We start from the raw sequence: 25,818 nt of genomic DNA on the forward strand, positions 1-25,818 counted from the left end.
AACAGGGGAAGGAATAGAGCGTAGCACTCGCTTATTTCCTACCATCAATAGGAAAGAAATACTCGTTTGGAGCAAGCTTTTGCTCCTCCCCTTTTCAAGGGGAGATACAAGGCCGGGAGGGGTAAAGACCAGAGACTACTCTGGTTCAGTCGTATTCGGCGGCCCAGAGTCCCCGCCGCTATCTGATACCGCAACACCAATGACAATAGCGGCAACACCAACGGCAACCACAGTGGCAGTAATACCACCAGCCGACGCCGCAAAGGCGGTGTCAATGCCCGCCGCAGTGCCTTTTGCATCAGCAGCTGCCTGCACAGTAGTGGTCGATGTAGTTGTTGGTGAACTGGCCGTAGAGCCCGAAGAAGCTGTTGAACTTGCAGCATTCGTTGTTGATCCATCAGCAGCAACTACCGACAGACTCATCAACGCTGATGCAACCAACGCAATGACTGATATTCTCATAACGCATCCCCAAAGAATCAAAGACCTGCAGTCATCAAAACATTATGGTGCTGCAGAATTGGTATTGATATACTTGTAAGTATAGAGGCTAATACATAACTTGCCTCTTCATTTGCTTCCGCAGGTGATACATGAAAAATAAAAAGCAAGGAAAAAAACAAACTAGCTTTTAGAAGTTGTAAAAAAAGGCAACCCAATAGGGGTTGCGCATCTAACAATGAATAATTCCGATATTAAGCAGTAATAAATAATTAATAAAAAATATCATTATTAATTATAAACTAACTTGTTACACTGCCTTTAAAAGACTTTTGAAGTCATAAATAAATTTATTTGTTTTTTTACTTTCTAAATGTTCAATAATATTTGTATGACCAACAGCTAAAAATGCCACATCAAATTTGTTATCAAGCTCAGATTTAATCTCGATACCGTACTCACTCTTAACTTCATCTACATTAGCCCAAGGATCATAAATTGTAACTTGAAAACCTAGACCTATAAGCTCTAAATACAAATTAAACACCTTTGTATTTCTAATATCTGGACAGTTTTCCTTAAAAGTAAAACCAAATAAACCAACATGACAGTCTATTGGGTTGATCTTTAACCTCACTAACTCATTCAAAAAGTCTTGAGCTAGGTAAGCAGGCATAACATCATTAATTTCTCGAGCTTGGCGAATTAAGTCTGGAATGTAACCACTTTTTTGAGACTTATCAAGCAAGTAATATGGATCAACACCAATACAATGGCCACCAACTAAGCCTGGTTGTAAAGACATAAAGTTCCATTTGGTTGAAGCAGCCGCGATAACATCTTTTGTATTGATGCTGAGTCGTGAAAATACCTGATGAAGCTCATTTACCAAAGCTATATTTACATCTCGCTGTACATTCTCGATAACCTTAGATGCTTCAGCGACCTTAATCGAAGGTGCTTTATGTGTTCCTGCAGTAATAATAGTTTTATAAAGCTGATCAACAAATTCAGCAACTTCAGGTGTAGAACCACTTGTAACTTTAAGAATATTCGTTACACGATGCTCTTTATCTCCAGGGTTGATTCGTTCGGGAGAATAACCAGCATAAAAGTCTTTATTAAATTTAAAACCAGACACTCTCTCAACAACAGGGATACAGTCTTCTTCAGTAGCACCTGGATAAACAGTTGATTCATAAATAATTATATCGCCTTTAGATATAACTGCTCCCAATGCTTCAGATGCTTTAATGAGTGGAGTTAAATCAGGCTGCTTATGCTCGTCAATAGGTGTCGGAACAGTAACAATATAAACGTTGCAATTTTTTAATTCTTCAAGAGATGAGCTATATTTCAAGCAGCTTGCTTCGGCAAGCTCTTCATCAGTACACTCTAGAGTGCTGTCAGTACCGCTAATTAGCTCTTTAACCCGCTTAGTATCAATATCAAACCCAATAGTTGCAAACTTCTTCCCAAACTCTACTGCTAGAGGTAAACCTACGTAACCTAGCCCAACAATACCTACTTTAGCATTTTCAACTATTAAGGACATTTTTATACCTTATTTGCAAATCAACCAATTTGTAATCAAACTATACAATTATCAACCAACTTCATTAACTTTCATTAACCATTACTCAACAATTTTCATTACCTGTTTTTTCAACAGAAATTTTAAGTAAAGTTTACTATTACAAACAACATTATTAGAGATTATATTGGAGTAAAGTGAGAGCAGCAAGTACAGCAGAATAAATTAAAATCTCATATAAGCTCAGTAATCGTACAGAGCAATATTCTATAGTTTCTTCGATATCTCTCTAAGAATACTTTGGAGGCAGAAACTCACAGATTAAGAAACAGGCGCCTCATCTAATGTAAGCACCTGCTGTTCTGACAGTTACGCTTTAGGTCGCATAGATGCCTCAATCAGAGCCAAACAAATCTCGAGTATAAACCTTCTCTTCAACGTCCTGCAGCTCTTCTACCATACGGTTAGAAATGATCACATCTGCCGTTTGCTTAAACTCGTTTAGATCCGAAATCACTTTAGACTGGAAGAACTCGTCTTCTTTAAGCACCGGCTCATAGACCACCACCGGAATACCCTTGGCCTTAATACGCTTCATGATGCCTTGAATAGAAGAGGCACGGAAGTTGTCAGAGCCCGCCTTCATGATCAGACGGTACACGCCAACCACAGCCGGCTTTCTCGCGATGATGGAATCAGCGATAAAGTCTTTACGGGTACGGTTAGCATCAACGATTGCACCAATGATGTTGTTTGGTACTTCCTTGTAGTTCGCAAGCAACTGCTTGGTATCTTTCGGCAAGCAGTAACCGCCATAACCAAATGATGGGTTGTTATAGTGCGAACCAATACGTGGGTCTAGACCAACACCTTCAATGATCTGGCGGCTATCCAAGCCATGCGCTTCAGCGTAAGAATCTAGCTCGTTGAAATAAGAAACACGCATCGCAAGGTATGTATTAGAGAACAGCTTTACTGCTTCAGCTTCTGTTGAATCAGTAAATAGGACATCGATATTTTCTTTTACTGCACCTTGTACCAATAAATTAGCAAATGCCTGAGCACGCTCAGATTTCTCGCCAACAATAATACGAGACGGATGCAAGTTATCAAACAGTGCTCGGCCTTCTCGCAGGAACTCTGGTGAGAAGATCAGGTTGTCACAACCCAACTCTTGCTTAACACGCTCTGTGTAGCCAACAGGTACGGTTGATTTAATTACCATGACCGCATCTGGGTTAATTGCCATCACATCCTTAATAACCGCTTCAACCGATGAAGTGTTGAAGTAGTTTGTAACCGGATCATAATCGGTTGGCGTGGCGATAATGACAAACTCAGCACCTGCATAGGCTGATTGCTTATCGATTGTCGCTGTCAGGTTCAACTGTGCCTCAGATAGATACTGAGAAATTTCTTTATCTTCAATTGGCGAAACACGTTGGTTAATCAACTCAACTTTCTCTGGCACTATATCCAATGCAACCACTTCATTGTGCTGTGCTAAAAGCACCGCATTAGAAAGCCCGACATAACCTGTACCTGCTACGGTAATTTTCATTACTGAACCTCAAAAAAACTATTTAATTCAATTAGGCAACATTTGCCTTAAATACTGTTAAATCACTTCAAGTTAGTTATCTTTGCAAAGATGTCTTTACCAAGAAGACCTGTAACGAAGTCAACTACTTGAAACAACTTTCTAACCACGGCTTATATGGAATAGCCTAAAACTTGCCACAAAATACTACTTCTCATCGAAAATGTGAAAGCCTCGCTAAGAAAAGGCTGGAAAAAAATATCAAAATTATGGTTGTCGATCATAACTGGGTACTTATTGCTCAGCCGCCAACACAATTTCACTCTCAGGCCGTATTGCTTGCAATGCTTTCGCCAAGGCTTTTTGAGCGGCATATTCACCATGGACAATGTGTATTTTGGATGGCCCGTGATTAATATTGGCGACAAATTTCAGTAAATCGCTCTGATCTGCATGGGCAGAATAGCCAGACATAGTATGAACACTGGCTTTCACCGATACTTGCCGCTGGTTAATTTGCACTTTACCCCTTTCCTGAGCCAATTGGTTACCAAGTGTTCCCCTCGCTTGATAGCCAATCATAATTATGTCGGTACGCTTATCTGGCAACAATGCTTCGAGATAGTTCATGATCCTACCTCCAGTACACATCCCACTGGCAGCCACAACGATAGCGGGCTCGCCAGACGCTTTAAGCCGATTAACCAGCGCAAGGTGTTCTTGATGGCTTTCAATGGTAATGCATTGCTTAAATGAAAGAGGGTGGCGCCCACCAATAACCCGCTCTTTTGCCTCCTTCGACCATAACCGTTGAAACAACTCATACTGGTCAGTAATTTCAGCTGCTAATGGCGAGTCCAGAATCACAGGCAAACGCTGCCAGTCGATATCCTCTTCACCATTACTTGGCATTAGCGGAGACACCTGGGAAATAATAGTTTCAAGATCAAACAGCAGCTCTTGGGTTCTCCCCACACTAAAGGCTGGAATCAATATGGCCCCGCCATCTTGTAGCGATTGGGTAATAATGCCCTTTAATCGCCTTCCCCTATCTGCCACACTTTCGTGGTTACGTTGACCATACGTACTTTCAATCACTAATGTGTCTGCTTGAACGGGAGAAACCGGATCAACTAACAACGGTGTATTGCAAGGCCCAAGATCACCGGAAAACACCACATTGCTATTATCAGGTAATGTAAATTCGATATAAGCAGAGCCCAGTATGTGGCCAGCTGGCTGAAACCGAGCCTCAATTTGGCTGCCATCAGGGAAGGTAATGGGCGCATGCGCATCAAAGGGGACGGGACGAAGTTGTGAGTTAACAAGGTTAATGAAACTCGCCCGTTGCTGCCGATTCAAGTTGAGCTGGATCTTCAAACCATCATCCAGCATCAAGGGTAAAAGGGCAGCTGTAGCTTCTGTTGTATAAATCGGCCCTCGAAACCCGGCAGCCAGTAACCATGGGATGCGACCTATGTGATCAATATGGCAATGGGTTAACAACAAGGCTTGGATATGACTAATTGGAAAGTCAATATCTAGTGATTGCTTGGTTTCATCGCCTTGGAACAGGCCGCAATCAATAAGCACGCCATATTGGCCTAACCGAAGCTCATGGCAAGAGCCGGTTACGCCCGTTTTTGCCCCGTGATGAATAATCTGCATCGCCCCACCTAAATCAACGTCACTACATAGATGGCGTGATCTTGGCAAAGACGATAAGGAGATACAGTCAACGAATGAGATTAGCCGAGTTATATCACGAAAATACTTTTACCAATTTCTTATTTCAGCCTAAAAAAGCGCACTATACCGAAACCACACACTAGTAGTAGCTAGCCTGAAAGGTAAATTACTGGAACCAGCTCGCATTAATGTGCAATATGTCAATAAATTGACTACCATTAGAAGACAAATAAGTCACACTAAGCGTAAAAACTTGTTACCCTGCTCGCTTTTTAAACTATTTTGTGTGAAATCTGTTTTAAGTCACTTTTCTGCAATATGCCACAGGTGTAATATTTCGAGGTTTTTTGATACCTCAAAGGAAAGAGCATGGATAGTCGACTCACTATTATTTTCTTTTTTTCACTTCTAAGCCTCATCGTGTTACGAAAGTTGGCAAAGAAAGTTGCCCTAGTCGATATCCCTACAGCCAGAAAGCAACATCAAGGTAGCATTCCACTCATTGGCGGTATTAGCATCTTTCTCTCTGTGTGCCTGGCCATTGCTATCATGCCAGCGGCAATGCCTCACAGTACACTCTACCTACTCAGCGCTTTCATCTTAGTTACCGTGGGTGTTATTGATGACAAATACGATATCAGCGTCAAAGCAAGGCTGCTCGTGCAAACTATCGTTTCTATCACCATGATTACGGTGGGTTCGATGTCACTCAACCAGCTCGGTGATATTGCAGGTTTTGGCGATTTAGCCCTAAACAACACTGCCAGCTATTTTGTTACCACACTTGCGATAATCGGGGCTATCAATGCGTTCAATATGGTAGACGGCATCGATGGCTTACTTGGAGGTTTAGCCGCTGTAACCTTCAGCTCTCTTGGTATCTTATTCTTGGCTAACAACCAAGTTCATTTATTCCAGTTCTGTCTGGTGATCGTCACCGCCGCCATCCCGTATATCATGCTCAACTTAGGCTTTCCTTTCGGGCAACGATATAAAGTCTTTATGGGCGATGCTGGTAGTATATTTATCGGTTTCACCGTTATCTGGCTGCTGATTTGCGGCTCCCAAACAGTTGATAGTTCACCGCTTGGTAATTCCACGCTTGATACTTCAGCGCTTAATGATCCGGCATTTCGTCCGGTAACAGCACTATGGCTTATTGCCTTACCGTTGATGGACATGGCAACGATTATGATCCGGCGTATACGTAAAGGCCAGTCACCATTTAAACCTGATAGAGAGCACCTGCACCATATTTGCCAACGCCTTGGCTTAACACCAAGAATGACATTAATCTGTATTTGTAGCTTCGCCAGCTTGCTTGCCTATGTCGGTATCATTGGCGAGCAATACCAAGTTGCTGAAAGTATCATGTTCGTGTCGTTCGTCATGGTCTTTGTGATCTACTACACCACAATATGCCATATCTGGCGTATCACCACCTTCATCCGCCAAAAGCTCACCAGTGATATGGTAACTGCAAAAAATGACAACCCGCGTGGTAATATACCGAAGTAAATCGGGCTCTAACGTCTTAGGTTCTCACTTCTATTCTGAGAATTGAAATTGAGTGAATAGACGTCTCACGAAAATAGCATGTTTGTCTTGTTCTTGCTGTAATAACAACTTACAACTACACAATTGGTCAAATCACCATATACTAAATATATAGTTGAGTGATTTGGGAGGTTGTGATGTACGTTAACCGATTGAATAAAAAACTATTACCCCGGCCTCCCTACTTTGCTACCGATATTCTATTCATTGGCATGCTCAAGCTCTCCCTTTGCCTTGAACAGCTCGAAAAATACGATAAAGAAGCGAAGGCGATGAGAAGAGAGGATAGGATGAATCAATAATCTAAAGTCATTGGCTCTATACTCTTTAGCACTAAATTCATAGGCACTAAACTCATTGCACACTACCTTCTTGCAGGCAGTTACCTCCAAATTCCCCCAATAAAAAGGAGCTATGCCTTTCAGCATAACTCCTTTTTAATTTGGTTCTAGCTACCGCAAAGCTAGAGGATCTTAGTTCAGTAAAATTATTTTTTAGTTGGCTGCGCCGAGTCCATTTCAACATTGAACTCTATTGGTTTATTGGTACCAAATAGTTTGTGAATAGCAGTGATAATTCGCCAAATGTGGCTGATAACAAAAAAGTAAACTGCAAATACTGCCAAGAAGCTCATAAACATGACTGATTCACGGACATCGTTCATGTCCGACCAAATGCCAATAGCTGCCATTAAACTTGCCATTGAGCAGATCACCACCAGGGAAGCTCCAGACGACAAACCAATACGCTGGCAGATATGGTGCAGGTGCTCTCTATCTGGTTTAAATGGCGACTGCCCCTTACGAATGCGACGCACCATAATGGTCGCCATATCCATTAATGGGATGGCAATAAGCCATAGCGCAGTGACAGGGCGAATCGATGTTGTATCAGGTCCTTGTGTCGCTTCAATCAAAAGCCAAATAACGGTAAAGCCGATAAAAATACTACCAGCATCACCCATAAATACCTTAAAACGACGGCCAAGAGGAATACCAAGGTTAAGCATGATGTACGGCAGCATCGCGACTACAATAAGCATGCATACCGCAGCTGGTTGGCTATTGCCATCCATATAGAACATAAACCCAAGCGCACCAAAAGTCACCGATGCCAAACCACCTAGCAGGCCATCAATACCATCAACCATGTTAAATGCATTGATTGCACCAATAACACCCAATACAGTGATTACATAGCTCATACCAACGGAAAGCTGAATCGCATCACTACCCATTAAGTAGCCTAAGCTATGCAAACTCATATCGCCAATGAGCATCATGGCAAAAGAGACGCCAGCCTGGATGAATAGACGAACCTTAAAGCTAATGTCGTAACGATCATCAATGACACCAGTGATCACCAGTATCGTTGCACAGACCAAGAACAACACCGTATTTGGGGTAAGCTCTGAGAACAACAAAAAGGTAATCGCGATAGTGGTAAAAATAGACACGCCACCCACAAGTGGGATAACGCCTTGATGAAGTTTGCGTGCGTTAGGTTTATCAACTAAGCCAACACGCTTTGCAAGCTTACGAAAAATAAATAAGCTACAAAACGATAAGACAAACACAAAAAACAATGCGGTAGTTGTCATAATAATTTTTCTTTTTAATTTATGATAAAAACATCAGCGTCATCAATAGCCACTGCAAACGCTGATATTCAGTGAGGGGATTTTAACTAACTAGTTTTAAATTTTCATTATGTTTTAAAAGCGTCTTCAAATATGATGAAAATTCATCACCTAGCGAGTCATGGCGAAGACCATACTCAACAAAGGCTTTTAAATAACCAAGCTTATCACCACAGTCATGAGATCTACCGGTCATATGGAATGCTTCAACCGTTTCTTCAGCCATCAACATGTCAATCGCATCGGTAAGCTGTATTTCATCACCTGCTCCAGGAGGGGTAATGGCTAGCTTCTCCCAAATATTAGAAGAAAGGACATAACGACCCACTACAGCGAGGTTTGATGGTGCATCTTCGACCGCAGGTTTTTCAACCATCGCCTTCATAGCATGGGACTGACCACCTTCAAGCACAGCACCTTCGCAGTCAACAACACCGTACTTTGACACTTCTGCCATAGGCACGGGTTCAACCATAATCTGAGATGCAGAAGACTCTTCAAAACGATTAACCATTGCTGCCAGGTTCTCAACTGACTGATCAGCAGTGTATTCATCCAAAATAACATCAGGAAGTACAACTGCAAATGGCGCATCACCTACAAGTGGTTTAGCACAAAGGACAGCATGCCCAAGTCCTTTTGCTTGACCTTGGCGCACATGCATAATAGTTACATCATTAGGACAAATAGATTGCACTTCGTCCAGTAGTTGACGCTTAACACGCTTTTCAAGAGTAGCTTCAAGTTCGAAAGATGTATCAAAGTGATTTTCGATGGCATTCTTTGAAGAATGTGTAACTAACACAATTTCCTTAATTCCCGCTTCAATGCATTCTTTAACAATGTATTGAATTAGAGGCTTATCAACTAAAGGAAGCATTTCTTTAGGGATAGCTTTAGTTGCAGGAAGCATACGCGTGCCTAGCCCCGCCACTGGGATGACGGCTTTTGTAATTTTTTTCATTATAATTCCTTAATAGAGTTAACATACCTGTCGCTCTATAGGGTTAGTCTCATAATACCAATTATTTATGCGTACTAAAAAAGCCGGTAAGTAGGAACTACCGGTTCATGATAAAGGTATTGTAAGACTATAATAGACAGCCATATTAAGCGAACCAGGCTGTCACACCCATGGTTCAGAAATGAACCTGCTTGATAAAGAGGAAGTTTTTTAACGATCTAAATGAAAGTAGTAATCATGCAAATAGGGCAAACTATTTACACTTTAAAAGTACTTAAATTAATCGCTTCCGAATAGGTCGCGGGTGTAAACTTTATCCTCAACATCAGCTAACTCTTCAGCCATTCGGTTAGAGACAATCACATCTGAAATGGCTTTGAACTGATCGAGGTCTTCAATTACTGCTGAGTGAAAGAATTCTTTCTCATCAAGAACAGGTTCATAAACAACCACATCAATACCTTTAGCCTTGATACGCTTCATGATGCCCTGAATGCTAGAAGCACGAAAGTTATCAGAACCTGATTTCATGATCAAGCGATAGATACCTACCGTCTTAGGCTTGCGGCTAATGATAGAATCAGCAATAAAGTCTTTACGCGTGGTGTTAGCATCAACAATCGCACCGATTAGGCAGTTTGGCACATCCTGATAATTGGCACGAAGCTGCTTGGTATCTTTTGGTAGGCAGTAACCACCATAGCCGAATGATGGGTTGTTGTAATGACTCCCGATACGTGGGTCCAAACCAACGCCTTCGATTATTTGACGCGCATCTAAACCATGGGATTCAGCATAAGAATCCAGCTCGTTGAAGTAGGCAACACGCATAGCTAGGTAGGTGTTAGAGAACAACTTTACCGCTTCTGCTTCTGTTGAATCCGTAAATAAGACTTCGATATCTTTTTTAATCGCACCTTCAACTAATAAATTAGCAAAAGCCTGAGCACGTTCGCTTTGCTCACCAACAATAATACGAGATGGATGAAGGTTATCAAACAAGGCACGGCCTTCACGCAAGAACTCAGGTGAGAAAATGATATTTTCACATCCAAACTGTTCTTTAATTTGTTTTGTGTAACCAACAGGAATAGTAGATTTGATGACCATCACCGCATTTGGGTTAATCTCCATCACATCTTTAATCACTGCTTCAACAGAAGATGTATTGAAGTAGTGATTAACAGCATCATAATCAGTTGGAGTAGCAATGATAACAAACACAGCATCTTTGTATGCTTGTTGTTTATCAAGAGTAGCTGTAAAGTCCAGCTCTTTATTCGCTAGGAAATCTTCAATCTCTGTATCAACAATCGGTGAAACACGGTCATTAAGCATGTTAACTTTATCTTCGATGATATCAACAGCTATGACTTCATGATGCTGAGCTAGTAGCACAGCGTTGGACAGGCCAACATAGCCTGTACCTGCAACTGCAATTTTCATTATTACCCTAAAATTTATTTATAGAACATTTATGAATAGCTTAATAAGTTACCTAGCTTGTTATCCCAATCTCCACTAGGTTTTGTTAAACCAGATTGATGATGAAAAGTTAACTCACCAAAGAAAACTTTATTATTGATTGTAAACAAATCAACTCGAACATATGGGAAATCTTCAGATAACTTACGAGAAAGAGATAACAACTCTTCAAGATTATCAGGGGGAGCAACACCTTTTTCTCCCCCCTTCACATTAAAGTTGTTATTAGAGAATGATAAGTCTAATAAATTCCATTGTTCATCGTAATAATTCTGCTTATGGGAGCCAAATCGGTCAACATCAAGTTGAATTATCTGTGTTAAAGAGCCATCGCATTGTCTAAAGCAGTGAATTTTTATGTCACTAGGTACTTTACCACTTTCATCAAGTAACATTTCCTCAACAATAATACCAGGTGGAACGTTTTTATATTGCCATTCACGACTGTGGTAAAATTGATTGAATTTCAGCCAACGGCGAAAATCATCACGAACAATATCCCAATTCATTGTAGTAGAGTCAAAAACCAAGTGATTCATTCCACTTCCATGTGTTCCTTTCATAACACATTGATTAGGAATTTCATTCAGATTAATTTCATTAAAGTCCTTGAAATATCCAACCATAGGTATCAAATATTCACTACCAACTTTATTCTCAACGTAAGTTCTTACTTGATACTTATCACAACATAAAGTCAACAATTCCTTTCGGTAAAAAAGTTTTGACCACTGTAGCTTTTCTGTATAAGTAACAGGAGCTGATAAATTTAGTTTTTTTCCAAGCTTGATCCTATAAGCTACTTTTAGAAAAATTTCATCAGAAATATAACAGGCAATATTGTTAAGTAAAAAATCTCTAGCAATTTTTACATTCATTATACAGCAATACCTTTTCTAGAACTTGACAAGTGAAGCTTATAATAAGCTACTATACCTACACCTAACCATACAAATAAACATATTGCTGAAACAAAAGGTATATTCGAATCGAACCAAGGTGTTAGTAGAAAAATGAGGAATAGCAAGGAACAAAGAGTTCCTAATACAGCATAAATTTTATACTTTAAAGTAGATGCTAACTTAAACGCTGCCATACAAGTAATAAAATAAGCAAAAGAAGCACCAACAGAAGATAAATCAACAAACCAAATTAGAGCGTTTCTACCAAAAAAAGGAACAATACACGATAAGCACCCAACAATAACAACCAAATAATTAACGCTAATTGAGGTTTCTGAATCTTTGTATTCATTCTTAATTATAGCAAAGAGAAGTCTTGACGCCCCCATAAAAAAACCATTAAGACCAGATATGACAGCACCAAACATAGCAATGGCTAGAATACCTAGTGCAAAAGAGCCTAGAATTTGGGATACGGCTTGGCCTGTTGCCCACGTAGCATTTTCTAAATCATTGCTAGATACACCAAAAGCTGTGTAAATATTCAATATATTATAAACAATGCCACCAAAGATAACAGCAACTAATGCGCTAAAGGATGCCTTTTTACTATCCACTTTAAACTCTTCAGACATTTGAGCAACTGTATCAAACCCGATAAAGGCCCAAGGTGCAAAAGCGATGATTCGAACAACTTGTGACCAATCAAAATCACCGAAGTTAGATTTAAAATTGTTATAATAAGTTGCTTCATATTTAAAAAAGGATAAAAAAACAATAATTAACAAAGAAAAAAGCAAACCAAAAACACATAGGTTCTGTGCTAACTTTGATGAATTAATTCCAAGATAGTTAATATAAGTAAAAAAAACAATAATAGATAAGGAGACTATTAAATCATTTAGATAGACAGCATATCCAGCAAAAACGTATAACATCTCACCCTTTGAGTACCAATTGGTAATACTTTCCAAAACCATTGGTACAGCAGTTGCATTTAAGGGGATGATTGACAAGTATGCTATTGTCAATAGCCAACCAGTTGCAAAACCAGTCTTAGAACCAAATGTTCTACTAGCAAACGTATACTCGCCTCCGACACTAGAATAAATACTCAACAATATAGAATAAGATTTTTCAATAAAGAAAATCATGAAAATTGCTATAGTGAAACCAATAAATGTATTAAGAACACCAGAATTAGGCAAAAAAACATTACCTGGTAAAACAAAAGCTCCCCAGCCGATTACTGAGCCTAAAGCAATAGAAAACAAATCCTTTGTACCTAATTGCTTAGTCATGCTTTTTCACCAAGCTTAAATCATATTCATAAAATTCCCGATACCAAGTTACGAACTTATTTACTCCCTCTTTTATACCTACTTGGGGTTTATAGCCCGTTGCTTCAAACAAATCTTGAGTATCAGCATAAGTTTGGTACACATCACCTGGTTGCATTTCGCGGAAGTTTTTATTAGCTTCAATGCCTAAAGCCGATTCAATTTCTTGAATAAAATCCATCAATTTAATAGGACTGCCATGACCAATATTATAGACAGCATAAGGCGCAGAGCTTGTCGCAGGTGTACCAGATTCTACTGTCCATTGTTCGTTGCAAGTAGGAATAACATCAGCAATACGTATCACACCTTCAACAATGTCATCAATATAGGTAAAATCGCGCCACATATCACCATTATTATTAATATCGATAGTTTCACCATTAAGAATTTTTTTTGTAAAAATGAAAGGAGCCATATCTGGCCTCCCCCATGGGCCATAAACGGTAAAAAAACGAAGACCTGTAGTTGGAATTCCATACAAGTGTGAGTATGAATGGCTCATCAATTCATTGGACTTTTTAGTAGCAGCATAAAGAGAAACAGGGTGATCTACAGAATCAGATGTCTCAAAAGGTGTTTTTGAATTTAGACCGTATACAGAACTTGATGAAGCATACACAAGGTGCTCAATATTATGATGACGACATGCTTCTAATATGTTTAGATGACCAATAAGATTAGAATCAGCATAGGCCATTGGATTATCAATTGAGTAACGTACACCAGCTTGTGCCCCCAAATGGATAACACGTTCAAATGTAAATCGTTCAAATAAATTTTCAAGCGATTTTTTATCAGAAAAATCTAACTCAATAAAAGTAAAGCTTTCAGACGCAATTCGTCCGAGACGTGCAAACTTAAGATTAACATCATAGTAATCATTATTGTTGTCGATACCTACAACTTTATGACCTTTCTTAGTTAAAGACTCAATGACACGGCTCCCAATAAAGCCTGATGCACCTGTTACTAAATAATTCATTACTTTTCCCAATAATTGGCTAATTTGTTAACTTAATAATTGAAGATGTATATTTATCAATTACAATCAATTCATCAAATTGACGTTGCATTTTTTTTCTACTATTTAATCCCATTCTAATTCTTTCTGAATGAGACATATTAATAATTAAATCTAGCTTTTCAACAAGGCTTTCAGTACTTTTTGGAATGCATAAGAACCCGTTAATACCATCATCGACTGTTTCTCTACACCCGACATTATCAGTCGTTACAATAGGTTTTCCCATTGCACCAGCTTCAAGTAATGTTTTAGGTACACCCTCTCTATAAAAAGAAGGCAATACTTGACAATCAATTTTTGCGATTTCATTCTCCACACTATCTGAGGTTCCTAAATAGGTTACAATCCCCTCATCAACCCATTTTTTCATTTGAGATTCTGTTACAGCCGAAGGGTTATTGACCCCAAGAAAACCTAATAACTGAAATTCAACTTTGTGACCATATTTTAATTTTAGTTCTCTAGCAGCTTCAACATAATGTCCAACTCCCTTATCATATAGCATTCGAGCTATAAGCAGAAAGCGTACAATGCCATCATCAGGCGCTTCTGAAGCTTTAAACCTTGAAGTATCTACACCTGATCCTGGTAGCCTATCAGTATTATTAGGATTTATTAATTTTTCAGATATAAATAAATTCCTATCATCTTCGTTTTGAAAGAAAATTTTATCCGCTCTTGACTGACTAATTTTATATAAAAACTTAGTCAAGTTAGACACAAGCCCATCACTGATAAAGACCATTCCAAGACCAGCTATATTGTTTATAACTTTAGCGCCACTAAATTTTGCAGCTAAAGTCCCATAGATATTATTCTTAGGTGTAAAGTTCAAAACAACAGCAGGCTTCTCGGTTCTATATATTTTGTAAAAATTAACAAAAGTAAGAAAATCAACAAAAGGATTTGTACCCCCTTGATCTATCTCGATATTTCTGTGTGTAGTCCCAAGGGAGGTAAGCTTTTGAACATATTCATCATGAGGTGCTACTGTAATTACTTCATAACCCTCATCTAATAAAGCTTTGATTGTATTTTTTCTAAAGTTATATAAATACCAAGAAGTATTAGACGATATAACAATTTTCGTCATAAATAAACCTAATAATTTTTAATGCAAGACTACCAATAAGAACCTAATATCTTATCATAACACTTTGGACTAACAGGTTCCCAGCCACTTCCATGACAGAACGTCATTTCACCGAAGTATATATTACCATTAATTGAATACATATCTATTCGTACGTAATCAAAATCTTCAGCTAGTTTTTTTGCTTTATTAAGCATTGGAATAATAGAAGCCGGTAAAGTATAGTCATTAACCGATCCATACTTCGGTTGAATATTAAATGGTAGGATCTCACCATTCTCACTATATAGACTTCTTCTGTGATTAGTAAATCTTCCCTGATCTATCTGAATGATAACTCTCGATTCAGCTGAATTGAAAATATGAAATTTATAATCACATGGTATATTCCCAAAATCATCCAACATTAGCTCTTCAATAAGTATCTGCGGCTTTTCAATGTCATAAAAATATTCATCAATTTTATGACCTATTTTATTGGTTACATACTTATTAAAATCTTTTGTTAGCTTGGCTAGATCTTCAGATTTTTTATCGTAAATAATTTTAACATTTTTACCACCTCCACCATTACTTGTCTTTATAACAAATTGATTAGGCAAAGATGCAAAGTCACTTACTTGTATTTTTTCAAATTTTGCTATTAAAGGTATAAGATATTCGCTACCTATTTTTGTGCCGACATATTCTCTTACAGTATACTTGTCAACAAATTTAGCATAATCAATTGATTTGGAACTTAATTTCCTAGATTGAATTTTTTCATTCCACGTCTTTGGATTTTTTAAATTACAGAAATATCTATGAGTAATAAAAAAACGTAGCTTGATATAATTTCTTTTTCCAATAATAATTCTAATACAATCCCTGATCATATCATTAAAAACAGACATAAATTTCAATCATCCATAATTAAGCGATTTATGATGTAATTTTTTAAATTAAACACTTCTCAAATTCTTCTACAAAGCTATCATTAGAAAACTTCATATTAGCATATTTTGATCTATAATTTTTTGCAGATAAAGAAAAATTACTAATATTTTGCATAGTAGATAAAACATCAGAAGCAACTGTACAGGAATCAGCTTTATATATATAGCCAAGGTATTTGTCAGTAATAATATCATTAATACCTTCAACCTCAGACGATATAACAAAATTCCCCATTTTAAGTGCTTCAATAACAGATCTTGGAAGTCCTTCTCGTTTAGAACTAAAGAAAAAGATATCTCCACTATTTAATAACTCAAAAATATCTTTTCGAAAGCCTAAAAAATTTACTTTACCTTTAAGTAATTTTGAATTGCTAACATAACTAGCCAACTTTTCTTTGTATAAACTATTACCTACCTCACCACCTATTATGTTAAGTTCAAAATCATTAAAACCTTTTAAAGAAACTTCATCCAGTATCTCAAGTATTTGTAACTGATTTTTTCTCTCGCAAAGCGAACCAACCGTATTAATAACCAGTTTTGAAGATAATTGTTTTGGCATTAAGTTTACCGTATCGAATCCTGTGTTAACAACGAACACATTTTCACACTTGATACTTCTGAAAGATTCTTCACAATCTGAAGATACAAATGCTATTGATTTGCAAAATCGGCTGAAAAAGTCATTTAATCTGATATTTCTTTCCTTAATTCTAACATACCAAACCAACTTATTTCTGATAAGTGGAAGAATAGGAAATAAGTAAACAAAAAGGCGAATATCATTAAAACAAACATAATCATATTGTTTTAATTTACTAAAATTTTTAAATAAATATATCCAATTAAAAATAGCTAAAATTAATATTTTAACCTTATTGAATATATTGGAATTACCAATAGGTTTTAACGAACTTGATAGTAATAAAATAGGGTCGCATTCTAAATTGTTTTTTTTTGCCTCTAATAACGTCTCACTTTCAGCAATAGAACCTATTGACACTTGATAGTCTTTTCCATCCAATAACTTTGCAAGATGAAGCATACTTTTTTGAGCACCATATAGGCTACCGACATAACTATCAATGAAAATTAATTTTTTTTTATTCATAATATGCTTACTTCAATATTAAATCTAAATAGTTTTTACAAACATTGCTTGTTAGATAGTCAAATGACATTCTTTGAAGTTTGACTCTTTCACAATATGTAATTCCGTTACATATCATTTCTTTGTACGCACTTGAATATAATTCAGGATCTCTAGAATCAATTAGTTTAATATAATCGCTTTCTTTTAATATGTAACTGGGACCACCAGGACATAGAGAACTCACGATAGGAATTCCGCACGATAAAGCTTCGACTAAAACATTACCGAAACCTTCCCATTTAGAAGTTAAAACAAACAAATCCGAATTCAATAGATCTAGTTTTACTTTGTCACTATAACCACAAAATTCAATATGCGATTCAATATTAAGATCGCTTGCTAGAGCCTTCAGCTTAGATTCAAAACTACCCTCTCCATATATTTTTAATTTAAAGTTAGAATAGATAGCCTTAAGATGATAAACCGATTGTAACATCAACTCATAATCTTTTTGTAATTCAAGCCTGCCGATAGCAATTATTTGTTTAACGTTTTTGCTATCTTTTTTATTTAATTTTGGAATATCACTGAGAACAGGGTTCGGAAGTACCTTTACTGAATTCGTATTGATTCGTCTATTTAAAAATAAAATATCATTTTTTGTATCTGGCGAATTAGCAAGTATTTTTTCTGCTTTTGGATAAATCAACTTACATAATAAATCTATTAGTCTGGACTTATATCCGTTGTTGTGTTTTGCATTAGTAAAAGTATTTGCCTCTCTTAATGTCCAATTATATTCATTATATAAAAAACGGCTTAGACCAACGATAATATTTGCACCACGAACAGTGCTCATTAAGTGACTAATTTTATTTTCTTTTAAAGTCCTTGCTAATAAAAAAGGCGCGTATAGCATTTTAGTACTGTCAAGAGGAATGACTTTGACTCTATCATCCAGAAAGTTTAAATTTGGTCCAATCTTGTCTTTTAAAATTAAGCATACTTCAAAATTTTCTGATATTAAATAGTTTGCTAAATTCACGAAAACTTTCTCAGCACCGCCCCCCTTCATTGAAGGTATAAATAGACCAATTTTCGCATTATTCATTTTTTTCACCATATTTCAAAATAGTAACCATAAATATGACTGGCACAATAATCTGTATCCAAGAATAGAATGATGTTGTTTCTGGATTAAAATAGAATAATGTCAGTATATATAACAAACCGGAAAATGTGTCCTTTTTCTTCGATTGATGGTAGGACCATAATATTTTAAGGAAAACGCCCCAAAACAAACCAACAATTATTACGCCAAAAACTCCGAAATTCCAATATGACTCACCAACTACACCAGGCGGGATCGCAGTATCATCCCTGCTGTAATTTTCAACCGCATTCAACTTACCAACACCTTGAGGTTTATTTGGATATATGCTTCTTGGAATTGGTGCAAATAACCAGTTAATATATGTCTCTCCATACTTCAACTGAGACCTATCCCCCAAAAAGTGAAAAATTGGATATACACCATTAATGTAACCAACAGTTCTTTCACTTCTCTCTTTAAAAATTGAGCTGACAGATTCACTCAGATTAACTTTGGCTTCATATTCTTCACCACTACTCCTAAGACCTGATAATGTTGCAAAGAGAATCAGTAAAGATAGTACACCAAATATAGAGTATTTAATATTTAATTTGTTCCCGTTATAAAGATATATAACAGCGATAAAAATCAAATAATAAGCAACCCCGCTTCTTGAACCAGTTAATAAAAAAATCGAAGCTAATGATGACAAGCATAGAATAAAAACAATTACTTTATTAGTGTAATTGCCTTTAGATAGTGCATGAAAAGCAATAAAACTAACTGGTATAATTATTTGCCCTAGAAAAACCCAAGTACCTCCTAACACATTTGTTATTCTTTCATCACCACTAAATGATCTTAAGTATAAAAGACTATTCAACCCACCTTTTGCAATAAATACTGAAAGGCAAAACACATTAAATAAAAAGCCTATAATAAAAAAGCAATCAAGTTTATTTGCTCTAATTTTGTAATAAGGTGCATTTTTAAATTTAATATTCGGTGTTATTAGATAAGAGAACAATGTTGAAATGTTAAAAATTGAAAATAATATTAGATAAAAAATCAAATAATTATTCAATTCAATTTTTGACAAATAACCTGAAAGTAGAACATGTTCATCTATTCCAAACACATAACCGTAAATGGAAGGAAAGAACATGAAACCTAACGTTAATAGTGATTTAAAAATTATAGGTTGATAAAAGTCTTCATAATTAAAAATAACGGCAGGAAGAGCTATAGATAATAAAAACACAAATGAAGCTATATATACAAGATTGTTTACATTATCTAGTAAATACAGCGGCAGATATAAAAGTATAGCTATAATAAAAATAAGATTTGTTTTATTCATGCGTCAAAGAATTTTTTCTATAAAATTTTTTGTTTTATTATCAATTATTTCAACTCCCCAAACCTTTAAAATATTTATTCTATTTTTCAATTTATCCTCATCAGATAAAACTTTATAAAATTCATCAGGTTCTAATTCAAATTTATTGATAGAGAATACTTTAATTTTATTTTTAGTTAAGAACTCATATGTAGGACACTCTTCTCGAAGAAAAACTCTCATTCCAATATAAATATTAAATATAATATTACCTAATGCTTGTTGACGAATGTGATTCATGAATACAGTATCACACGAGCTTATAAGTTCAATATACTCATCATATTCAAGAAACTCTTCTACTAAATTAATATTCGATAGATTATTATCACTAATATATTTTTTTACCACTTCGCAATAGGATTTAGACCCATAACTCATTGGCATTATAATATCTCTTTGTAGGTTAGATCCTGTTAACTTAACTAACGCATCTATATGATTATTTTCAATTGTTGAACTATTACCTAATAAAATTTATTCCCACTAATCTTTATATTTTTATTGGGTACAAAATCTTTTTCTATCGTACCATAATTCCAATCTAAATATTTATACTTTGTTAATTCCCCCCTATACTCTTCTTTTAACACTGGAGCAAAATGAGTTATTCTTTTTAATAAAGAACTCTTCATCAATAAGAAAAAAAACTCTCTAATTTTATTTATAGTATTGCGTTCACCTTTTAATGATTTAATTTTTCTTTTAGTTACTGGTAGAGTTAACTCTGATTCTTTACATAAATAGTCATAGTAATCTCTACCCCATCCAATCCATACTAATGGTGTTTCTTTCTTTGAGAACAATAAAATTGGATAAAATATTGGGAGAAGAGAGTGCAGAACTAAAACATCAGCGTTACGAATTTTATTAATATACTTAGGGTTGAAAAGGTCAATAAAACTCACTTTAAATGCATTACAATATTTAACTTTTAACTTATTTGAATTTGAGTAAACTAAAACCTCGTTGCAACCCGGCCAAACTCTCTCAAATGAATTAACACCCATATCGATAAATTTTTCATCTACTGCTAAATGTAATATTTTCAATCAAATTCACCTATAAGTTTTAACAAGTCCTTTTTCCTTTCGGATATCTTAATTGCAGGTGTACCTGCAAATATTTCAAACTCTGGTACATTATTTTTTACCAAGGACAATGCACCTATAGCAGCTCCACTTGAAATAGTTACGCCTGGTAATACAACGCAACCAGAACCAATAATAACATGTTTGCCAAGAGTAACTGGCGAAGATAAAACATTAGTTAGATCAGCTGGCATAGTTGGATTTGTCAAGAAAGATCCACTAAAATCATCCGTACTGGAATAGATTGCAACTTTTGAAGAAATATTTGCATAATCATCTACATTAATTTCTCCAGCACCTATTAATGAACTATAGACAGCTATGTGTACATTTCGACCAATATTTATTCCACCCACTCCAGCAGATAAAACACAGAAGTCATCTATTCTTGTATTATCACCAATCGATATTTTACTAATACCATAAAAGCTAGCCTTGTTTGATATTTGCACATTATCGCCAACAGCCTTGAAGCCAAGGTTTTTTAACTCTAATTTTGTGTAAAATGACAATTAAGATTCCTCCATGACATTAATAATATAATCTATATCAGAGAAATTTAGTTCACTATGTAATGGTAGGCATAAAATTGAATTAGATATATCTTCTGCATTTTTAAGGTTTAGCTTCCTACTTTTAGCGAACCCTTCGAAATCAGATACCAATGGATAAAAATACTTTCTTGCAATTACACCATTATTTTGTAGCCGTTTAAGAACTTCATCACGTTTTTCTAATCCACCGCTTACAAAAACTGGAAAGTAAGAATAGTTATATTGCACATCGTTTCGTTTAATAGGCAATGATAAAAATTCAGAATCAATCAATTTATCAGCATAATATGAAGATAGTTCTTTTCTTTTTAAAATAGACTGATCAATTACTTTTAGTGAAGCCAAACCAAATGCACACTGTATTTCATTTAATTTAGCATTTATTCCTACTTCAGGTAGAGATTCAACAGATTCAAATCCAAAGTTTTTCAACTGATCAATTTTGTTTTTAAGCTCTAAACTATTGCATACTACAGCTCCACCTTCTATTGTTGAGTATGTTTTCGTCGCATGAAAACTTAAAATGGAACAATCGCCCCAATTTAAGATTGATTCTTCATTAACTCTAACATTAAATGCATGTGCTGCATCATAGATTAATTTCAAGCCATGCCTTTCAGCAATTTGATTCAACTTTTCATTATTGCAAGGTTCTCCGTAAACATGAACAGGAAGAATTGCTGAAGTATATTTTGTAATAGCTTTTTCAACTTCAGCGTAATCCAAATTCATTGTTATCGGATCTATATCTACAAAAACAGGTTTTAAATTGTTCCATAGAACTGAATTTGCTGTTGCTGTGAAGGTATATGGTGTTGTAATTACTTCACCCTTAAGGTTAAGGGCTTGTAGGGCTGTAATTAATGCTAATGTACCATTGGAAAACAATGAAATGTATTTAACATCAAGATAGTCACAAAGTTCATCTTCTAACCTTTTATGTAGCTCACCATTATTCGTTAGCCATTTATTATCCCATGCAATTTTCGATAATTCCATAAACTCTTCAAAAGAAGGAAGAAGTGGACTGCTAACATTTATATTTTTCATTTATAAACCTAAACTCGAAAAAATTATATATTTTATAGAAAAGAGCTCTTTGAAAGTTAAAAATGCATAAAGCATATAAGAACAATGAAATAGTCAAACAAGTAAAAATTCTTATCAAATCACTTTCAATCGACATTGAAAGAAAATAGCCGATAAATGCTGAAAAAATAACAGAAAAATAGATTGGAAAAACTATTTTAATCTGCTTAATCGTATTAACCCTTGATAGTTTTCCAGTATAGTAAGTGTTAATAATAAGACACAAATACATTTGAATTGCAATTCCAATACATATAGCGGTTAAACCATATTTGAATGAAATCACTATAATAATAGTCATTATTACTTTTTTGATCACTTCAAGCTTTAGAAATAAGTCAGATCTACCTTTTACTTTTAATAAGTTTAAATTTATAGCATGTAGTGGATAAACCATATAAGCAATACATAATATTGATATATATACCGGTATCTCCTTCCATTCTTCACTTAATAAGATACTAATAAGAGGCTCAGAGATTACAGCTATCCCAACCATAATAGGAAAAACGACCATACATGCTAGCTGAATGGTTGACTGTAAAGCCTCATCTGTGTAATTTGAGTTTGAATTCTCAATACTACTCAACATAGGATATGTAACATTCTGTATCACAGTAGATAGTGTCGTAGCAGGAAGCATCGATAGTTGCTTAGACTGTGTAAATCTTCCTAGCGTTGATGGATCAAAATACTTCCCAATTAGAACAAGATATATATTATTGTATACCGTGTCTAATAAACTAGACAATAATAGTTTTGACCCGAATCCAAATAGACTTCTAAATCTTGTTAGACTGAATTTAGGTTTTATCTTTAATGGATAATACACATAAAAAAATGTTGTATTTAATATAGATTGAGTTAAAACTTGTAAAGCTAAAGATAAAGTTCCAAAACCATTAGTGGCTAATAATATTGCTATCAAACCACTAAATAATGCACTAAAAAATGAAATTTTCGCTTGCAACTTAAAATTCATTTCAACTATAGTTTTAGTTTTATGTATCAAACTTAAGGAGTTAACTACGATAGGTAAAGCTATTATTTTTATCAGTAAAGAAAGTTCAGGCTCATTATAGAATAAAGAAATCTTATCTGCTAATAGAAAAAGAATCAGATATATTATTACTGAAACCAATATATTAAATACATATACTGTTGAATAATCTAAATTATCTGCATTCTTTTTCCTAATTAATGCAGCGCTAAATCCGCTATCTACAAACACATTAGAAATAGCAATAAAAATCGTTAACATTCCTATTAAACCATACGATTTCGGACCCAATAGTCTTGCCAAAACAATCATGATTAACAATTGAATTATTTGAGTAAGAAATCTTTCTACTGCACTCCATTTTAGGCCTTTTACAGCCTTTTTCGCTAAACCTTGCATTCTAGCTCTTTACTATATCTCGTAAATATTGACCATAAGAATTTTTTGACATCAGTTCTGCTCGAGTACGTAATTTGTCAAGTTCCAGCCATCCGTTGTTAAAGCCAATTTCTTCTAAACACGCAATCTTAAACCCTTGCCTTTTTTCTATTGTCTCAACAAATTGAGCAGCCTCAAGTAAACTTTCATGTGTTCCAGTATCTAACCAAGCAAATCCTCTACCTAGCATTTCGACATTCAAGTTATTTCGGCTTAAGTAGAATTCATTCAATGTCGTAATCTCAAGCTCCCCCCTCTTTGAAGGTTTAACTTCTTTAGCTAAATTAACTACATTGTTATCGTAAAAGTATAGGCCTGTCACAGCATAGTTACTTTTAGGCGTTTCTGGTTTTTCTTCTATTGATATCGCTTTTTGATTAGAGTCAAACTCAACAACACCAAACCTTTCAGGATCTTTTACCTGATAACCAAAAACAGTTGCACCTTCACCATTTTCTGCCTTTCTAACAGCTTCTTTCAACTTAGGCGAAAAAGACTGACCATAAAATATGTTATCTCCAAGCACTAAACAAGCAGCATCATCAGAGATAAAATCCTCTGCAATTATAAACGCTTGTGCTAATCCTTCAGGTCTAGCTTGTACCTCATATTTTAATGAGATTCCAAATTGACTACCATCACCAAGGAGTCTTTTAAAGCTTTCGTTATCTTCTGGAGTAGTTATTATTAATATATCCCGAATACCAGCAAGCATCAAAACTGATAACGGATAATAAATCATAGGTTTATCGTATACAGGTAGTAATTGCTTAGATACACCCATTGTTATTGGATATAAGCGCGTACCTGAACCACCAGCTAGAATAATACCTTTCATATGATTTCCTTAATCTTTTTTTCCAAGGCGTTCCATACTATAAGAACCATCAAGTACTCGGCTCCACCATTTTTTATTATCCAAATACCATTCTACTGTTCTTCGTATACCTGAATCGAATGTTTCTTCTGGAATCCAACCTAATTCATTAGCAATTTTAGTTGCATCTATTGCATAGCGAACATCATGTCCTGGACGGTCTGTTACGTATGTGATCAGATCTTGATAATTTGTAACTCCAATGGGTTTTGTCGGGACAAGTTCTTCTAACAAATTGCAAATAGTTCGAACAACTTCAATGTTAGTTTTTTCGTTATGACCGCCAATATTATAAGTTTCGCCTATTTTTCCTTTTGTAACGACGGTATACAATGCTCGAGCATGGTCTTCAACAAAAAGCCAATCACGTATCTGCATACCGTCACCATATACAGGTAGCGCTTTCCCATCTAGTGCATTAAGGATTACTAATGGAATTAGCTTTTCTGGAAAGTGGTATGGACCATAATTGTTTGAGCAGTTTGTAATAATGGTTGGAATGCCATAGGTACGAAGCCAGGCACGTACTAGATGATCACTTGATGCTTTTGAGGCAGAATAAGGACTGCTTGGCGCATAAGCAGTATTCTCTTTAAATAAGTCATCTGTATCTTCCAAATCACCATATACTTCATCAGTCGAAATATGATGAAAACGAAAGCCAGCCTTTTCATCGCCAGTCAATGTATTCCAATACATTCTGGATGCTTCAAGCAAATTATAAGTACCTACAACATTTGTCTCGATGAAAGCAGCGGGACCATCAATTGACCGATCAACATGTGATTCTGCCGCCAAATGCATCACCGCATCAGGTTGGTATTTCGTAAATATTCGGTCGAGTTCATTACGATCACAAATATCAACCAGTTCAAAATTGTAACGCTCGTCAAAATCCACATCTGATAATGATTCTAAATTTCCAGCATATGTTAATTTATCTACATTTATTACAGTGTCTTTTGTATTTCTTATTATATGACGAATTACTGCTGAACCAATAAAGCCTGCACCACCAGTTATGAGTATTTTCAT

Annotated in this window: 23 protein-coding genes; 1 reads left to right on the top strand and 22 read right to left on the bottom strand. The window is 35.7% G+C overall.

What is annotated here, in order from left to right:
• Positions 1-135: 135 nt before the first annotated feature.
• The 4 genes from C9I98_RS11170 to C9I98_RS11185 all read right to left on the bottom strand — a co-directional run bounded on the left by C9I98_RS11170 (position 136) and on the right by C9I98_RS11185 (position 5,183).
• The gene (locus tag C9I98_RS11170) at positions 136-462 is read right to left on the bottom strand and encodes a hypothetical protein (protein ID WP_036829999.1); all 327 of its coding nucleotides are present in this window, start codon (positions 460-462) and stop codon (positions 136-138) included.
• Between the two features lie 289 nt (positions 463-751).
• On the bottom strand, positions 752-1,996 hold the full coding sequence (locus C9I98_RS11175) for a nucleotide sugar dehydrogenase (protein ID WP_107271981.1): 1,245 nt from the start codon (positions 1,994-1,996) through the stop codon (positions 752-754).
• Between the two features lie 373 nt (positions 1,997-2,369).
• On the bottom strand, positions 2,370-3,536 hold the full coding sequence (locus tag C9I98_RS11180) for a nucleotide sugar dehydrogenase (protein ID WP_036829049.1): 1,167 nt from the start codon (positions 3,534-3,536) through the stop codon (positions 2,370-2,372).
• Positions 3,537-3,809: 273 nt separating this feature from the next.
• The gene (locus tag C9I98_RS11185; protein ID WP_036829052.1) at positions 3,810-5,183 is read right to left on the bottom strand and encodes an MBL fold metallo-hydrolase RNA specificity domain-containing protein; all 1,374 of its coding nucleotides are present in this window, start codon (positions 5,181-5,183) and stop codon (positions 3,810-3,812) included.
• Positions 5,184-5,573: 390 nt separating this feature from the next.
• On the opposite strand from C9I98_RS11185, the gene wecA (C9I98_RS11190) reads away from it, so the two are divergent.
• Positions 5,574-6,722, top strand: coding sequence for a UDP-N-acetylglucosamine--undecaprenyl-phosphate N-acetylglucosaminephosphotransferase (gene wecA, locus C9I98_RS11190; RefSeq protein WP_036829055.1), 1,149 nt, complete (start codon positions 5,574-5,576; stop codon positions 6,720-6,722).
• A gap of 526 nt (positions 6,723-7,248) precedes the next feature.
• Here the strand turns inward: wecA (C9I98_RS11190) and wecA (C9I98_RS11200) are convergent.
• The 18 genes from wecA (C9I98_RS11200) to rfbB all read right to left on the bottom strand — a co-directional run bounded on the left by wecA (C9I98_RS11200) (position 7,249) and on the right by rfbB (position 25,818).
• Positions 7,249-8,361, bottom strand: a complete 1,113-nt coding sequence (gene wecA, locus C9I98_RS11200; RefSeq protein ID WP_107271982.1) for a UDP-N-acetylglucosamine--undecaprenyl-phosphate N-acetylglucosaminephosphotransferase — start codon at positions 8,359-8,361, stop codon at positions 7,249-7,251.
• Between the two features lie 82 nt (positions 8,362-8,443).
• Entirely contained in the window at positions 8,444-9,364 is a 921-nt protein-coding gene (galU, locus tag C9I98_RS11205; RefSeq protein WP_107271983.1) for a UTP--glucose-1-phosphate uridylyltransferase GalU, read from the bottom strand.
• Between the two features lie 279 nt (positions 9,365-9,643).
• On the bottom strand, positions 9,644-10,810 hold the full coding sequence (locus C9I98_RS11210) for a nucleotide sugar dehydrogenase (protein ID WP_036826490.1): 1,167 nt from the start codon (positions 10,808-10,810) through the stop codon (positions 9,644-9,646).
• Between the two features lie 29 nt (positions 10,811-10,839).
• Positions 10,840-11,727 carry an ATP-grasp fold amidoligase family protein gene (locus tag C9I98_RS11215; protein ID WP_107271984.1) on the bottom strand — a complete coding sequence of 296 codons (888 nt, stop codon included), beginning with the start codon at positions 11,725-11,727 and terminating at the stop codon, positions 10,840-10,842.
• The gene (locus C9I98_RS11220; RefSeq protein ID WP_107271985.1) at positions 11,727-13,052 is read right to left on the bottom strand and encodes an APC family permease; all 1,326 of its coding nucleotides are present in this window, start codon (positions 13,050-13,052) and stop codon (positions 11,727-11,729) included. The genes C9I98_RS11215 and C9I98_RS11220 overlap by 1 nt, the downstream gene beginning before the upstream one ends.
• Positions 13,045-14,076, bottom strand: coding sequence for an NAD-dependent epimerase (locus C9I98_RS11225; RefSeq protein ID WP_107271986.1), 1,032 nt, complete (start codon positions 14,074-14,076; stop codon positions 13,045-13,047). The genes C9I98_RS11220 and C9I98_RS11225 overlap by 8 nt, the downstream gene beginning before the upstream one ends.
• A 19-nt stretch (positions 14,077-14,095) precedes the next feature.
• A complete protein-coding gene (locus tag C9I98_RS11230) occupies positions 14,096-15,211 on the bottom strand; it encodes a glycosyltransferase family 4 protein (RefSeq protein WP_107271987.1) in 1,116 nt (371 codons plus the stop codon).
• Between the two features lie 29 nt (positions 15,212-15,240).
• The gene (locus C9I98_RS11235; RefSeq protein WP_245907142.1) at positions 15,241-16,104 is read right to left on the bottom strand and encodes an ATP-grasp fold amidoligase family protein; all 864 of its coding nucleotides are present in this window, start codon (positions 16,102-16,104) and stop codon (positions 15,241-15,243) included.
• A 43-nt stretch (positions 16,105-16,147) separates the two neighbouring features.
• A complete protein-coding gene (locus C9I98_RS11240; RefSeq protein ID WP_107271988.1) occupies positions 16,148-17,260 on the bottom strand; it encodes a glycosyltransferase in 1,113 nt (370 codons plus the stop codon).
• A 7-nt stretch (positions 17,261-17,267) separates the two neighbouring features.
• Complete coding sequence (locus tag C9I98_RS11245) at positions 17,268-18,353, bottom strand: glycosyltransferase (protein WP_158262680.1); 1,086 nt, start codon at positions 18,351-18,353, stop codon at positions 17,268-17,270.
• Positions 18,346-19,695, bottom strand: coding sequence for an O-antigen polymerase (locus C9I98_RS11250; RefSeq protein ID WP_107271990.1), 1,350 nt, complete (start codon positions 19,693-19,695; stop codon positions 18,346-18,348). The genes C9I98_RS11245 and C9I98_RS11250 overlap by 8 nt, the downstream gene beginning before the upstream one ends.
• A gap of 3 nt (positions 19,696-19,698) precedes the next feature.
• A complete protein-coding gene (locus C9I98_RS11255; RefSeq protein WP_107271991.1) occupies positions 19,699-20,211 on the bottom strand; it encodes a TDP-N-acetylfucosamine:lipid II N-acetylfucosaminyltransferase family protein in 513 nt (170 codons plus the stop codon).
• Positions 20,202-20,786 carry a hypothetical protein gene (locus C9I98_RS11260; protein WP_107271992.1) on the bottom strand — a complete coding sequence of 195 codons (585 nt, stop codon included), beginning with the start codon at positions 20,784-20,786 and terminating at the stop codon, positions 20,202-20,204. The genes C9I98_RS11255 and C9I98_RS11260 overlap by 10 nt, the downstream gene beginning before the upstream one ends.
• A complete protein-coding gene (locus C9I98_RS11265) occupies positions 20,783-21,337 on the bottom strand; it encodes an acyltransferase (RefSeq protein ID WP_036829538.1) in 555 nt (184 codons plus the stop codon). Before C9I98_RS11265 ends, C9I98_RS11260 begins: the two co-directional genes overlap by 4 nt.
• Positions 21,338-22,429 carry a DegT/DnrJ/EryC1/StrS family aminotransferase gene (locus C9I98_RS11270; protein ID WP_107271993.1) on the bottom strand — a complete coding sequence of 364 codons (1,092 nt, stop codon included), beginning with the start codon at positions 22,427-22,429 and terminating at the stop codon, positions 21,338-21,340.
• Positions 22,410-23,867 carry a lipopolysaccharide biosynthesis protein gene (locus C9I98_RS11275; RefSeq protein WP_107271994.1) on the bottom strand — a complete coding sequence of 486 codons (1,458 nt, stop codon included), beginning with the start codon at positions 23,865-23,867 and terminating at the stop codon, positions 22,410-22,412. The genes C9I98_RS11270 and C9I98_RS11275 overlap by 20 nt, the downstream gene beginning before the upstream one ends.
• Before the next feature lies 1 nt (position 23,868).
• Positions 23,869-24,744, bottom strand: a complete 876-nt coding sequence (rfbA, locus tag C9I98_RS11280) for a glucose-1-phosphate thymidylyltransferase RfbA (protein WP_107271995.1) — start codon at positions 24,742-24,744, stop codon at positions 23,869-23,871.
• Positions 24,745-24,753: 9 nt separating this feature from the next.
• Complete coding sequence (gene rfbB / locus C9I98_RS11285; protein ID WP_107271996.1) at positions 24,754-25,818, bottom strand: dTDP-glucose 4,6-dehydratase; 1,065 nt, start codon at positions 25,816-25,818, stop codon at positions 24,754-24,756.

The sequence above is a fragment of the Photobacterium sanctipauli genome (assembly GCF_003026495.1).
In the GTDB taxonomy this organism is placed as follows: Bacteria; Pseudomonadota; Gammaproteobacteria; order Enterobacterales; family Vibrionaceae; genus Photobacterium; species Photobacterium sanctipauli.

Coding starts and splice junctions, on each gene's coding strand:
- C9I98_RS11170 (WP_036829999.1), bottom strand. CDS start 462: ATGAGAATATCAGTCATTGCGTTGGTTGCATCAGCGTTGATGAGTCTG.
- C9I98_RS11175 (WP_107271981.1), bottom strand. CDS start 1,996: ATGTCCTTAATAGTTGAAAATGCTAAAGTAGGTATTGTTGGGCTAGGT.
- C9I98_RS11180 (WP_036829049.1), bottom strand. CDS start 3,536: ATGAAAATTACCGTAGCAGGTACAGGTTATGTCGGGCTTTCTAATGCG.
- C9I98_RS11185 (WP_036829052.1), bottom strand. CDS start 5,183: ATGCAGATTATTCATCACGGGGCAAAAACGGGCGTAACCGGCTCTTGC.
- wecA (WP_036829055.1), top strand. CDS start 5,574: ATGGATAGTCGACTCACTATTATTTTCTTTTTTTCACTTCTAAGCCTC.
- wecA (WP_107271982.1), bottom strand. CDS start 8,361: ATGACAACTACCGCATTGTTTTTTGTGTTTGTCTTATCGTTTTGTAGC.
- galU (WP_107271983.1), bottom strand. CDS start 9,364: ATGAAAAAAATTACAAAAGCCGTCATCCCAGTGGCGGGGCTAGGCACG.
- C9I98_RS11210 (WP_036826490.1), bottom strand. CDS start 10,810: ATGAAAATTGCAGTTGCAGGTACAGGCTATGTTGGCCTGTCCAACGCT.
- C9I98_RS11215 (WP_107271984.1), bottom strand. CDS start 11,727: ATGAATGTAAAAATTGCTAGAGATTTTTTACTTAACAATATTGCCTGT.
- C9I98_RS11220 (WP_107271985.1), bottom strand. CDS start 13,052: ATGACTAAGCAATTAGGTACAAAGGATTTGTTTTCTATTGCTTTAGGC.
- C9I98_RS11225 (WP_107271986.1), bottom strand. CDS start 14,076: ATGAATTATTTAGTAACAGGTGCATCAGGCTTTATTGGGAGCCGTGTC.
- C9I98_RS11230 (WP_107271987.1), bottom strand. CDS start 15,211: ATGACGAAAATTGTTATATCGTCTAATACTTCTTGGTATTTATATAAC.
- C9I98_RS11235 (WP_245907142.1), bottom strand. CDS start 16,104: ATGTCTGTTTTTAATGATATGATCAGGGATTGTATTAGAATTATTATT.
- C9I98_RS11240 (WP_107271988.1), bottom strand. CDS start 17,260: ATGAATAAAAAAAAATTAATTTTCATTGATAGTTATGTCGGTAGCCTA.
- C9I98_RS11245 (WP_158262680.1), bottom strand. CDS start 18,353: ATGAATAATGCGAAAATTGGTCTATTTATACCTTCAATGAAGGGGGGC.
- C9I98_RS11250 (WP_107271990.1), bottom strand. CDS start 19,695: ATGAATAAAACAAATCTTATTTTTATTATAGCTATACTTTTATATCTG.
- C9I98_RS11270 (WP_107271993.1), bottom strand. CDS start 22,429: ATGAAAAATATAAATGTTAGCAGTCCACTTCTTCCTTCTTTTGAAGAG.
- C9I98_RS11275 (WP_107271994.1), bottom strand. CDS start 23,867: ATGCAAGGTTTAGCGAAAAAGGCTGTAAAAGGCCTAAAATGGAGTGCA.
- rfbA (WP_107271995.1), bottom strand. CDS start 24,744: ATGAAAGGTATTATTCTAGCTGGTGGTTCAGGTACGCGCTTATATCCA.
- rfbB (WP_107271996.1), bottom strand. CDS start 25,818: ATGAAAATACTCATAACTGGTGGTGCAGGCTTTATTGGTTCAGCAGTA.